Raw genomic sequence first — 12,862 nt, forward strand, 5'->3', positions numbered from 1 at the left:
AAAGTGATGATCAAATGAAAAAGACTGAAGAATCCTAGTCAAAAAACCTTTCCTTCAATCTCTTTCAATTATTAGAAATACATTACAATCTATCGGGAACTACAAATTACCATATTCAGGAAAAAAAACAGATCGTCTGTAATCAGGTACATTTTTACTATTGCTTAACCTTAAAATACTTTATTATCAACAAGATTCCCAATATGATGTTTAGATAAAAACCCAACTGATAAGTTTGTGTCAAGATTTCCAAACTTGTCCAAAGTCGTATCAAATCTTCTAGTGACATACGGAATAGATATCCTTCTGTAGCAATCCACAAAATCAAAAATAGATAACTACCAGCAGCAAGCCATTTCGTCCACTGCTTTTTTACTAGCCAGGCAATCAAGAGCGAACAGATAAAGACAGCTGTTACAAGGAGATGATCCATTAAGAAGGTAAAACCGTAATAGGTTTCTACAAAGCGTCTACCATTATCCGCATTCGCTCCCCTTATAAAAGGTAAGGCAAAACTTAAAATAAAACAGAGTTCCAATATATAACTTTTTAAGATTTTCATGACACACCTCCTATAAGTTGTGAACCACAAAGCCCACTTTCAATAACTGATAAGTCTTCAGAAACCATTCTCTATCTCATCATTAAATTATTCAACCTCCATCTACCTCTATTATACGATATTGACTTACTACCATCAAGAAACCGCTTTATCTTTTTAGCTTTTTATGGTATGATAAACAAAATATCTAGGGGAAAACAAATGACCAACGAATTTTTACATTTTGAAAAAATCAGTCGCCAGACTTGGCAATCATTGCATCGCAAAACAACCCCTCCCTTGACAGAGGAAGAGTTAGAATCCATCAAGAGTTTCAATGACCAGATTAGTCTGCAGGACGTAACAGACGTCTATCTTCCCCTTGTCCATCTTATCCATATTTACAAGCGCACTAAGGATGATTTGGCATTTTCAAAAGGAATTTTTCTTCAACGCGAAAGTAAATCTCAGCCTTTTATCATTGGGGTTTCTGGAAGCGTTGCTGTGGGGAAATCTACTACTAGTCGCTTGATTCAGATTCTACTATCACGCACTCTCCCAGATGCTACTGTAGAATTGGTGACAACTGACGGTTTTCTCTATCCCAATCAAACCTTGATAGACCAAGATATCTTAAATCGCAAAGGTTTTCCTGAAAGTTATGATATGGAAACCTTGCTGAATTTTCTTGACCGCCTAAAGAATGGGCAAGATGTCGATATTCCTGTCTATTCTCATGAAGTGTATGACATTGTTCCTGGAGAGAAGCAACGTGTCAAAGCTGCTGATTTTGTCATTGTCGAGGGCATCAATGTCTTTCAAAACCCTCAAAATGAGCGCCTTTACATCACTGATTTCTTTGATTTCTCCATCTATGTGGATGCAGCAGTTGAGGACATTGAAAGTTGGTATCTGGATCGTTTCTTAAAACTCCTCAGCTTTGCCCAAAATGATCCCAACAGCTACTACCACCGCTTTACGCAAATGCCAATTGGAGAAGTTGAAGCCTTTGCACATCAGGTTTGGACCAGTATTAATCTCACAAATCTACAAAACTATATCGAACCGACAAGGAATCGCGCCGAGGTCATTCTCCACAAGACTAAAAACCATGAAATCGATGAAATTTACCTAAAAAAATAATTTCCCCTTGTCAAAACCTAAGTTTTCATATATAATGGTATAGTTAGTAAATATGGAGGTAAGAATATTGGCAAACATTAAATCAGCTATCAAACGCGCTGAATTGAACGTTAAACAAAACGAAAAAAACTCAGCTCAAAAATCAGCTATGCGTACTGCTATCAAAGCTTTCGAAGCAAACCCTTCTGAAGAACTTTTCCGTGCTGCTAGCTCAGCTATCGACAAAGCAGAAACTAAAGGTTTGATTCATAAAAACAAAGCAAGCCGCGATAAAGCTCGTCTTTCAGCTAAACTTGCTAAATAAGAAACAGTCCATAGAGGCTGTTTTTTTGTCCTCTAATCAGAAAAGGTAAAAAATGAAAATCGCAATCATAGGATATTCTGGAGCCGGCAAGTCAACTCTTGCAGAAAGGTTATCTAGCCACTACTCCATCCCCAAACTGCATATGGACACACTCCAATTTCAACCTGGTTGGCAAGACAGTGACCGCGAATGGATGTTGACCGAGATGAAAAACTTTCTCACAAAGCACGAAGCTTGGGTCATCGATGGCAACTACTCTTGGTGTTGCTATGAAAAAAGAATGCTGGAAGCTGACCAAATCATCTGTCTCAATTTTTCACCATGGACTTGTCTCTTTCGAGCCTTTAAACGGTATCTCACATACCGAGGCAAGGTCAGAGAAAGTATGGCTGCAGGTTGCCCTGAACGCTTTGATTGGGAATTTATCCGATGGATTCTATGGGATGGGCGGACAAAGAATGCTAAAGAACGCTATCAACGGGTTCAAGAAACCTACCCTGAGAAAGTAATTGTCCTCAAGTCGCAAAAGGAGATGGACCACTTCTTAGAAAATCTCGTAAATAACAAGAAAAACCAACGTGCCTAACGTTGGTTTTTTGCTATTAGCCAATCACACTTCCGTTTGGTACAGCTGGATCAACTGTGAGAAGGGTTAACTTGCCTTCATGTTCAGCTGAGAGGGGTACATCAGAATAAGTATTTCATAAAACTATTAAACTCGAAAAAAAGCCCAAATGCTATCTGATTACTGAACATTTCACCTACTAATGAGAAACACTTGCCTCTACTCTATAATAATAAAAATCTTCATCATAATTTCCAGCTGATTGAGTAATAATTAATCGCGGCCGTGAGCTATCTGATTGATCACCCATTGGATTTTTAAAACCTATTTTAAACAATCCAATAGCAGCACTCGTATGACCACTTTGTAAACTAACATATGGAACACTGCTCTTCTTAGATGAATCTTTTATTACTTTAATCCTATTTCCATCCCCAGTTGTTCCATCAGAATTAATTATCAATTCCTTACCGCGACCATTCCTCCATTTTCCAACAAGTGTTGAAATATCTCCATTTTCAATCGCTTCAATATCTAAGTCTACTTCTGAAATTGTATTTTTTTGGTATATTTCCCACCAACCCACTTTATATGGTCTAAGATAACTTTTTCCATAAAGAATTCTATTTTCTTGAATTTTCTCATTATCTGGTCCAGTTTCATTAGCAGGAATAAATGTTAGCACTAATTCTTGCCCAATAATTGCATTTTTATTATCCCCTACAAAATAGACTTCATAATAACCATTATTTTTCTTCGGTTTTTTACTTTTATCTAGCTTGAATTGAGCATGTGTAGAACCACTCCAAAACAGCCAATTTCCCTCTTGTTTGGATATTTTGGGGAAGACTGAGGTTTTATCTTCAAAATAATCTTCAGGACTGTACCCATACAAAGTAAAGTTTGATTCCGCTATTGCTTTTTCTAAATAGTCATTAGAATATGTCCCTTCAAAAGCGCTTAAATCTCCTTGAAGAATATTATCCTTACTATTTTTAAAATAATCAGTCCTACTAGCAAATACCATTTCATGATTCTTATTTCCGTCTGATAAGGTAATTACCGTTAAAATGTTAGATGAATCATCTACATTATTAACTAAAATAGAGATTTTAAAATCCTTATTTCCATCTGATTTATTAAATTCTGTAACAGAAGACCTATTGTTGCCATCTTTCTTCCAATCCGTAGAAAAGTCTCCAAATACATTACCTTCGTCTGTATTATATGAGATTCTCCAATTTTGATTATTTTTAGCAACAGTAGCTTTCTCACCTGTAGAAGAAATATAATCACCTGAAATATCCTCAAAATCTGATTTTATGACTTCAGTAGTAGTTGATTGCACTTCTTGATGTTTACTTTCTTTACGATTTATAAATAAAGAAAACAAAAGAAAAATAGCAAGTAGTAAAACAACTCCTAAATAAAGAATAGCATTTTTCTTCATTCCCAATCTCCAAAATATTATTTATTTTAGTAAAAAAACAGTTTTTCTATACGAAAAATAGAAAACTGTTTTTATCTATAGATTTTACCCAATCACACTTCCGTTTGGTACAGCTGGATCAACTGTGAGAAGGGTTAATTTGCCTTCATGTTCAGCTGAGAGGATCATTCCTTGACTGACATATTTCTTCATCATCTTGCGTGGTTTGAGGTTGGCAACGATTTGGACCTTCTTGCCGACCAATTCTTGTTCGTTTGGATAGTATTTAGCTATTCCTGAGAGGATTTGACGATCTTCACCATCACCAGCATCTAGGCGGAATTGGAGCAACTTATCAGAACCTTCCACTTTAGACACTTCTTTGACTTCTGCGACACGGATTTCGACCTTATCAAAGTCTTCGAACTTGATTTCATCCTTGTTGAGTTTGAGTTCAACTTCATCTGGATTCCATTCTTTTTCGACTGCTGGTTTGTTGCCTTCCATTTGTTCCTTGATATAGGCAATCTCTTCTTCCATGTCCAGACGCGGGAAGATTGGTGTTCCTTTGGCAACAACAGTCACATCTGCAGGGAAATCTGCCAAGCTCAAGTTTTCTAGGCTAGAAACTTCTGCTAGACCAAGTTGTGCCAATACAGCGCGACTAGTTTCCATCATAAAGGGCTCAATCATGTGAGCTACAACACGAAGGCTGGCTGCCAAGTGGCTCATGACACTTGCCAATTGGTCACGGTGCTCTTCATCCTTAGCCAAGACCCATGGGGCTGTCTCATCGATGTATTTGTTGGTACGTGAGATAAGTGTCCAGACTGCTTCAAGGGCACGTGGGTAGTCAACTGCTTCCATGTGAGTATGGTAGTCAGTGATAGATTGCTCTGCTACTTGTGCAAGAGCATGGTCAAACTCTGTTACACCCTCTACATAGGCAGGGATTTGCCCATCAAAATACTTGTTGATCATGGAAACCGTACGGTTAAGGAGGTTTCCAAGGTCATTGGCCAATTCATAGTTGATACGGCCGACATAGTCTTCTGGAGTGAAGGTTCCATCTGAACCGACTGGAAGGCTACGCATGAGGTAGTAACGAAATGGATCCAGTCCATAACGTTCTACTAGCATTTCAGGGTAAACGACATTCCCTTTAGACTTAGACATCTTGCCGTCTTTCATGACGAACCAACCGTGGGCAATCAAGCGGTCAGGCAATTTCATATCCAACATCATGAGAAGGATTGGCCAGTAGATGGAGTGGAAACGAAGAATATCTTTTCCAACCATGTGGAAGACCGTTCCATTCCAGAATTTATCATAGTTAGCATGATCGTCTTGACCGTAATCAAGAGCAGTCGCATAGTTAAGAAGGGCATCAATCCAAACGTAGACAACGTGTTTGGGATTTGATGGGACTGGAACACCCCAGGTAAAGGTTGTACGAGAAACTGCTAAGTCTTCCAAACCTGGCTCGATGAAGTTACGCAACATTTCATTGAGACGACCATCTGGAGTGATGAAATCAGGGTGAGATTTGAAAAATTCTACCAAACGATCTTGGTATTTGCTGAGGCGAAGGAAGTAAGATTCTTCAGAAACCCATTCCACTTCGTGACCTGATGGAGCGATACCGCCCGTCACATTTCCAGCTTCATCACGGAAAACTTCCGCAAGCTGGCTTTCTGTAAAGAATTCCTCATCTGATACTGAATACCAGCCAGAGTATTCACCCAAGTAGATATCATCTTGAGCAAGCAAGCGTTCAAAGACCTGAGCCACTACTTTTTCATGATAGTCATCAGTTGTACGGATAAATTTATCGTATGAGATATCTAGTAATTTCCAGAGTTCTTTGACACCAACTGCCATGCCGTCAACATAGGCTTGTGGTGTGATGCCAGCTTCTTCCGCTTTTTGCTGGATTTTCTGACCATGCTCGTCAAGACCTGTCAGATAAAAGACATCGAAGCCCATAAGGCGTTTGTAGCGAGCTAGGACATCACAAGCGATGGTTGTGTAGGCAGAACCGATATGAAGTTTACCAGATGGATAGTAAATCGGTGTTGTAATATAAAAATTCTTTTCAGACATAATTTTTCCTTTCCAGGCAAATGAAACCTGATTTTCTAACACTTCATTATATCATATTTTTAGTGATTTTCGATAGGAAAATCCATACAAAAACAAGACAGACAACTGTCCATCTTGTTTTTTTCTGTTCTATATCTTATTCATAACGAAGTGCTTCGATTGGATCAAGCTTAGACGCTTTATTGGCTGGCAAGACTCCAAAAATCATCCCAACGCTGGCTGACACAGCCAAGCTAAAGAGAGCGATTGGGAGGGAAACCCCAACTTCGATACCTGCAATCATGTTTTGAAGCAATACTCCAGCTAACATGGTCATTCCAGCAGCGATCCCAAGACCGATGACACCACCTAACAAAGTCAGGATCATAGATTCAATCAAAAACTGTACCAAGATATTAGCCCGAGTAGCTCCGAGAGCTTTTCGTAGACCAATCTCCCGCGTGCGTTCTGTCACCGAGACCAGCATGATATTCATGACACCAGTTCCCCCGACAAAGAGAGAGATTCCTGCGATGGCACTGATGATCGTTGTCATAAAACCAAATAGTTGTTGTACCTCTTGGAAGGCGGCAGTTGCATCCGCAACTTGGTACTCCCCTTGCTGAAGACCAGCAATCTCAGTCAATTTTCGAGCCAACTCTGGTCCCAAGGTCTGCGTTAGACTAGTATCATTGACACGAAAGACGATGTTCGAGATTTCATCAGTATTAAAATTGGCTGCGAGAGAAATATTGGTCGTAATTGGAAGACCACCAATCCCAAAGGCTTTAGCAGTTTTAGCTTCATTACTAGTATAAACACCAATCACACGGTAACTAAATTCATTAACAGAGATGATTTGATTAACCGCAGCTTCTGGACTATCAAACAAACTCTTGGCTAGTTCTTCGTCCAGCAAAATCACACTGGCAAATTCCTTGTAGTCTTGCGGTCTTAGACTTCTACCCGCAACGATTTCATTTTCAACTGCGTTCATGTAGGTGCTATTTCCGCCTGTCAGAGTCGCTCGTTCAACTTTCTTATCCTTATAAGATAGGGTGACGTTGGTCGAGTTGGTGACATAGTAGCTGTCTACTCCTTTAAGTTTAGCAGCCTCCTTGACCCAGGATTCTAGTGGTTTTGGTGGTTCAACATGAACATCCTCTTCTTTCCCGCTGACTGTCAAAGCGGATTGTTTCTGCGTAAAGGAACCATCCTTGCTTTTGATAGGAGAGAAAAAGACATGGATATCCTTCTGTGATTTGGTCATGTTTTTATTGACCTGACGAGACATGGAGTCTCCCAGTGCCATGATGACGACGACAGATGAAACTCCGATGATAATCCCAATCATGGTGAGGAAGGAACGCATCTTGTGGGCCATGATGGATGAAAAGGCAAATTTCAGATTCTGCATCTAGTTTTCCTCCTTTTCTACCAGAGCACTGTCTGATGAGATGACCCCATCACGAATGACAATTTGGCGTTTGGCATAGGCAGCAATCTCAGGCTCGTGCGTGACCATGATAATGGTTTTCCCTTCCTTGTTTAACTCAACCAACAGTTGCATAATTTGATTTCCTGTCTTGGTATCCAAGGCTCCTGTGGGTTCGTCTGCTAGGATGATAGAGGGATTATTTACCAAGGCACGCGCAATTGCTACACGTTGCTTTTGACCACCTGATAACTCAGAAGGCAAATGATGACTGCGCTCCGTCAACTCAACCTTTTCCAGAAATTCCTCAGCCAATTTCCGACGTTTAGAAGCCGAAACACCCGCGTAAATCAAGGGCAATTCGACGTTTTGAAGTGCATTGAGCTTGGACAAGAGAAAGAACTGCTGAAAGACAAAACCGATTTGCTGGTTGCGGACCTTGGCCAGTTGTTTCTCTCCAAGACCTGCCACTTCTTGACCTTCAAGATAGTACTCTCCACTAGTTGGTGTATCCAACATTCCGATGGTATTCATCAAGGTAGACTTACCAGAACCAGAAGGTCCCATAATAGCAACAAAGTCACCTTCATGAACTTCTAGATTGATATTTTTAAGGACCTGCAGTTCTTGGTCACCATTTCGATAACTCCTGCAGATATTTTTGAGACTAATTAGTTTTTTCATCAGCCTTCACCTCTTTTCCTTCTTCCAAGGAAGATGTTGGATTACTGATGACCTTGGCTCCGTCTGTCACACCTGAAGTAATTTCTTGGTTGTCTGCGTCCGCATTCCCCAAAGTAACTTCTACCTTCTTCGCTTTTTTCTGGTCGTCAACGACCCAGACATAGTTTTTGTCATTTTCGGTAACAACACTGGTTAAAGGAACAAGGATGGCTTTACTTTTGTTTTTGACTTCAACACTGACTGAGAAACCTTGTTTCAACTCACCGATATCGCTGGTCACATCAACAGTATAAGGGTACTTAGATCCAGTATTTCCTCCAAGAGCTGCATTCGCTGCTTCTCCATTGTTCTTAGGATAATCAGAAATATAGCTGATTTTTCCTGTCCAGCTCTTATCTTGGTAAACCTTCGAAGTAAAGGTAACTTCTTGCCCAACAGAAAGGTTAGCAAGGTTGTATTCAGACAACTCCCCTTTGACTTGCAAGTTTTCATTACTTACGACATGTACTACCACTTGGCTATTACCTGTTGGCGATTTGGAAACATTACGATTAACTTCAACTACAGTCCCTTCTAGTGTACTGAGGACAGTTGCAGCATCTAGCTGAGCTTGAGCCTTGTTGAGTTGAGCAACAGCATCTGCACGGTTATCCTTGGCATCACTGATTTGAGAATCAATAGAAGATACTGAAGAAGTCGCTGCTTGCGCTTGTTCTGGGAGTCCAGCTTCTATTGGAACCTGTGGAGAAGCTGGTGTAGCTGATGCATTCTCACGAGCTTTGTTTAACTCCTCGATATGACGGTCTGCCTTTGCAACTGCACGATCAGCTGCATCATAGGCAGCTTGAGCATCTGCACTGCTGTATTTGACCAAAGCTTGCCCTTCTTCGACCTTGTCCCCGACTGAAACGAGAATTTCATCTAAATCTCCCTTACTAGCATCAAAATAAACGTATTGTTCATTTTTTGCTGTAACCGTACCTGATAAGAGAACCGATGAAGCAACAGAACCTTCCTTAGCAGTAACGATATGAGAGGTTTCCTCCTTGACTGCTGACTGGGAAGGTTGTCTAAAAATCAAAATCCCCGCAGCACCGATAACAATAGCACTGGCAACACCAATCGCTGTGTATAATTGCCATTTTTTTGCCTTCTTATTTCTTTTCATTTTTAAGCTCCTTTATTCTTTTGCCTTACAAAAACCATTATATCAGAAACACCAAGCCCAAACAATGACAGTTCAGATGGAAACAATGACAATTCAGGATCATTATTTCATTCGGTATTCGTTTATTGGATTATTGTGCTAGATATATAATACAATATCTTTTTGAATTTGGCAAGCGTTTTTATAATTTTTTTATCGTAGCAGATTTTTGCATTCAAAAAATAAAAACGATAGAATATGACTATCAAAGCTATAAGGAGTTTTCTATGAGAGAATATGATATCATCGCCATCGGTGGAGGAAGTGGCGGTATCGCCACTATGAACCGAGCTGGTGAACACGGGGCTAAAGCAGCTGTTATCGAGGAGAAAAAATTAGGTGGAACCTGCGTCAATGTCGGCTGTGTTCCTAAGAAAATCATGTGGTATGGAGCGCAAATCGCTGAAAGCCTCCACCACTACGGCCCTGACTATGGGTTTACAAGTTCAGATGTTCAATTTGATTTTGCTAAACTTCGTCAAAATCGTGAAGCCTACATCGATCGTGCCCGCTCGTCTTATGATGGAAGTTTCAAGCGCAACGGTGTTGATTTGATTGAAGGTCGTGCTCATTTCGTTGATGCTCATACAGTCAGCGTTAATGGTGAATTGATTCGTGCAAAGCATATCGTGATTGCGACTGGTGCTCGACCAAGCATTCCAACTATTCCTGGAGCTGAACTCGGTGGTAGCTCAGACGATGTCTTTGCTTGGGAGCAACTTCCTGAATCCGTTGCTATCCTAGGCGCAGGCTATATCGCGGTTGAGCTAGCTGGTGTTCTCCATGCACTCGGTGTAAAAACTGATTTGTTCGTCCGCCGAGATCGTCCTTTACGTGGTTTTGACAGCTACATCGTTGAAGGTCTTGTCAATGAAATGGAAAAAACAGGTCTACCTTTGCACACACATAAGGTACCCGTCAAGCTCGAAGAAACGGAGCAAGGTATTACCATTCATTTCGAAGACGGTTCTAGTCACACTGCCAGCCAAGTTATCTGGGCTACCGGTCGCCGTCCAAATGTAGACGGTCTGGAGTTAGAAAAGGCTGGAGTTACACTCAACCAACGTGGATTTATCCAAGTCGATGAATACCAAAATACAGTTGTAGATGGCATCTATGCTCTTGGAGACGTTACTGGTGAGAAAGAACTGACCCCAGTAGCCATCAAGGCAGGACGTACCCTATCTGAACGCCTCTTCAACGGGAAAACAAACGCCAAGATGGACTACACGACTATCCCTACAGTTGTTTTCTCCCACCCAGCAATCGGAACAGTCGGTTTAACTGAAGATCAAGCCATCAAAGAATACGGCCAAGATAACATCAAAGTCTACAAGTCAAGCTTTGCATCAATGTACTCAGCCGTTACAAGCCATCGTCAAGAATCTCGCTTCAAACTCATCACTGCAGGTACTGACGAAAAAGTTGTTGGCCTACACGGACTTGGTTACGGAGTGGATGAGATGATTCAAGGATTCGCTGTTGCTATTAAGATGGGAGCAACCAAGGCGGACTTTGATGCTACAGTAGCAATCCACCCAACCGCTTCAGAAGAATTTGTGACCATGCGCTAATTATCGCAAGAGACCTCTTGAGGTCTCTTTTTACTTGCAAAATCGGCCGTTACAAAATTGTTACCTTGATTCCAAAAATAGGTTGACTTTTGTTTCTGAATTAGTATAATAGTTACTATAATTTTGAAAAGAGGTTAACAGTTTTGAAAAAAGCTCATATCTATGCTATCCCTGCTATCGGTGCTGCTCTCATCGCCGTATTGGCACAAATCAGTCTCCCTATCGGTCCTGTCCCCTTCACTCTGCAAAACTTTGCGATCGGTCTGATTGCTACTGTTTTTAGACCCAGAGAAGCTGTTCTATCTGTAGCTCTCTATCTCTTGCTGGGTGCCATTGGTTTACCTGTTTTTGCAGGGGGAGGAGCTGGATTTCACGTTTTAGTCGGCCCAAGTGCAGGCTATCTTTGGTTCGACCTTGTCTATGCTGGACTTACATCTTATCTCATCCATCAAAAAAGTAGCTACATTCGCATTTTCCTAGCCAACCTCTTGGGCGATTCACTCGTCTTTGTCGGAGGTATTCTCAGCCTCCACTTCCTTGCCGGGATGCCATTTGATAAGGCACTAGCTGTCGGTGTCCTTCCCTTTATCCTCCCTGATCTTGGTAAGATTATTGCCATTAGTTTCATTAGTCGTCCCCTACTTGAACGATTAAAAAGCCTTCCATATTTTTCAAGATAAAAGAATAGTCCAGAACAATTGTTCTGGACTATTTCCATTCTAAGAATCAACTGTACACTATTTAGCTACTCTACTATTCTTATACCAGTATGAATATTAATCGTTTTATTCTTCAAATTATAGCTATTCACAATATGCAAAGTAGAAAAGTATTCTAATTGATTCAAACCAAATATGTTTCCATTGATTTCGGAAGGTTGGCAATTGTATACTTTTCAGAAAACGCATTTTCACTGAGAGAGCTATATTTTATAAATTATTTGTGATACAATAGAGCTACCTAAAAGATTCAGAAAATTTAATGTTCATTGATTGTTTATATTAACTTGAACATTCTGATTTTTCTTCATTCAAAAATAACTGTAAATAATTATAAGAAGAAAGGTAATTCTATGGCAAAGAATACTCGTGAGCTAATCATTAAAGCTCTCATCACGCTAGCTAAGAAAAATCCTCAACGTAGTTCCTTTACAATGACTGAAATTGCTGCTGAAGCTGGTATTTCACGACAAGCGATTTATCAAAAGCATTTTAACAACTTTGAAGATATTATCGAATACATTCACGAAGAGACCAATCAAGACATTTTTAACGTCTTTAATAAGTACTGCCCTAGCAATGATGGAGATCCTATCAGCTTTTTAGCAGACCATATACTTCCTCTCATATACGAAAAAAGGGAAGTTATTAACACCTTGTATACCACACAAGTCGACCCATGTTGGAAGGAATTTCTGCGTGGAATATACTCAGAGTGGGTACTAAAGAATGTCAATTACCAACTGAAATATAATTTTAATAAAGAGGACATCGCTTATATCATTACGACCATGGCAATCTCTTTCATTGAAGTCTGGATTCGTAAAGATGATCCAATTCCACCTGAAGAATTTAGAAAGACTTTCATTCAATTATCTAAAACTTCTCTGTGTGACTATATTGTATCCTAAAAAAAGAATCTTGAGTTGCACTCAAGATTCTTTTTATTGTTGCCCTTTAAAGGCATCGACCATTACCTGAAATTCTTCATTGGAAAGCGTGATTCCTTTGCCCATTTTGGTATGGTCAGGACTCCAAGAACGAATATCAAACTTTGCAGGGGCACCATTAAAGCTAACTCTATTTAGTTCTTTTGTCCATCCTTTGTCATTTTCAGACAACGTGAGCAAGTGTTCTTCGATTTCAAATGTAAATTCTGCCATTTTAACTCCTTTATGT

The 12,862-nt window shown here is 40.1% G+C and carries 13 protein-coding genes; 6 read left to right on the forward strand and 7 right to left on the reverse strand.

What is annotated here, in order from left to right; all coding sequences use genetic code 11:
* Positions 1–157: 157 nt before the first annotated feature.
* Positions 158–562, reverse strand: a complete 405-nt coding sequence (locus M1F63_RS05830; protein WP_042902160.1) for a hypothetical protein — start codon at positions 560–562, stop codon at positions 158–160.
* A 201-nt stretch (positions 563–763) separates the two neighbouring features.
* Here M1F63_RS05830 and coaA point away from each other — a divergent pair, with 201 nt between their 5' ends.
* The 3 genes from coaA to M1F63_RS05845 all read left to right on the forward strand — a co-directional run bounded on the left by coaA (position 764) and on the right by M1F63_RS05845 (position 2,574).
* Positions 764–1,684 carry a type I pantothenate kinase gene (gene coaA / locus M1F63_RS05835; protein ID WP_000180519.1) on the forward strand — a complete coding sequence of 307 codons (921 nt, stop codon included), beginning with the start codon at positions 764–766 and terminating at the stop codon, positions 1,682–1,684.
* A gap of 67 nt (positions 1,685–1,751) precedes the next feature.
* Positions 1,752–1,988, forward strand: coding sequence for a 30S ribosomal protein S20 (gene rpsT / locus M1F63_RS05840; RefSeq protein ID WP_001274000.1), 237 nt, complete (start codon positions 1,752–1,754; stop codon positions 1,986–1,988).
* Positions 1,989–2,040: 52 nt separating this feature from the next.
* Complete coding sequence (locus M1F63_RS05845) at positions 2,041–2,574, forward strand: DNA topology modulation protein (protein ID WP_247940946.1); 534 nt, start codon at positions 2,041–2,043, stop codon at positions 2,572–2,574.
* A 178-nt stretch (positions 2,575–2,752) separates the two neighbouring features.
* On the opposite strand, the gene M1F63_RS05850 is transcribed toward M1F63_RS05845, so the two are convergent.
* From M1F63_RS05850 to M1F63_RS05870, 5 genes are all read right to left on the reverse strand, one after another.
* A complete protein-coding gene (locus M1F63_RS05850; RefSeq protein ID WP_000739018.1) occupies positions 2,753–4,003 on the reverse strand; it encodes a DUF6287 domain-containing protein in 1,251 nt (416 codons plus the stop codon).
* A gap of 84 nt (positions 4,004–4,087) precedes the next feature.
* The gene (metG, locus tag M1F63_RS05855; RefSeq protein ID WP_247940947.1) at positions 4,088–6,085 is read right to left on the reverse strand and encodes a methionine--tRNA ligase; all 1,998 of its coding nucleotides are present in this window, start codon (positions 6,083–6,085) and stop codon (positions 4,088–4,090) included.
* A 136-nt stretch (positions 6,086–6,221) separates the two neighbouring features.
* Positions 6,222–7,481 carry an ABC transporter permease gene (locus M1F63_RS05860; RefSeq protein WP_001180392.1) on the reverse strand — a complete coding sequence of 420 codons (1,260 nt, stop codon included), beginning with the start codon at positions 7,479–7,481 and terminating at the stop codon, positions 6,222–6,224.
* Entirely contained in the window at positions 7,482–8,183 is a 702-nt protein-coding gene (locus M1F63_RS05865) for an ABC transporter ATP-binding protein (RefSeq protein WP_000733786.1), read from the reverse strand.
* Positions 8,167–9,351: an efflux RND transporter periplasmic adaptor subunit gene (locus tag M1F63_RS05870; RefSeq protein WP_000827875.1), complete on the reverse strand. Its 1,185-nt coding sequence runs from the start codon at positions 9,349–9,351 to the stop codon at positions 8,167–8,169. The genes M1F63_RS05865 and M1F63_RS05870 overlap by 17 nt, the downstream gene beginning before the upstream one ends.
* Before the next feature lie 266 nt (positions 9,352–9,617).
* Between M1F63_RS05870 and gor the strand changes: the two genes are divergently transcribed.
* The 3 genes from gor (at position 9,618) to M1F63_RS05885 (ending at position 12,594) form a co-directional block, all read left to right on the forward strand.
* Positions 9,618–10,964: a glutathione-disulfide reductase gene (gene gor, locus M1F63_RS05875; RefSeq protein WP_001209564.1), complete on the forward strand. Its 1,347-nt coding sequence runs from the start codon at positions 9,618–9,620 to the stop codon at positions 10,962–10,964.
* Between the two features lie 143 nt (positions 10,965–11,107).
* Complete coding sequence (locus M1F63_RS05880) at positions 11,108–11,644, forward strand: biotin transporter BioY (RefSeq protein ID WP_247940948.1); 537 nt, start codon at positions 11,108–11,110, stop codon at positions 11,642–11,644.
* Positions 11,645–12,036: 392 nt separating this feature from the next.
* Entirely contained in the window at positions 12,037–12,594 is a 558-nt protein-coding gene (locus M1F63_RS05885) for a TetR/AcrR family transcriptional regulator (RefSeq protein ID WP_247940949.1), read from the forward strand.
* Between the two features lie 33 nt (positions 12,595–12,627).
* Here the strand turns inward: M1F63_RS05885 and M1F63_RS05890 are convergent, their stop codons facing one another.
* Positions 12,628–12,846: a YdbC family protein gene (locus M1F63_RS05890; RefSeq protein ID WP_049479683.1), complete on the reverse strand. Its 219-nt coding sequence runs from the start codon at positions 12,844–12,846 to the stop codon at positions 12,628–12,630.
* Positions 12,847–12,862: the final 16 nt, after the last annotated feature.

This window comes from Streptococcus oralis (assembly GCF_023109155.1).
GTDB classification, from domain to species: Bacteria; Bacillota; Bacilli; order Lactobacillales; family Streptococcaceae; genus Streptococcus; species Streptococcus oralis_BZ.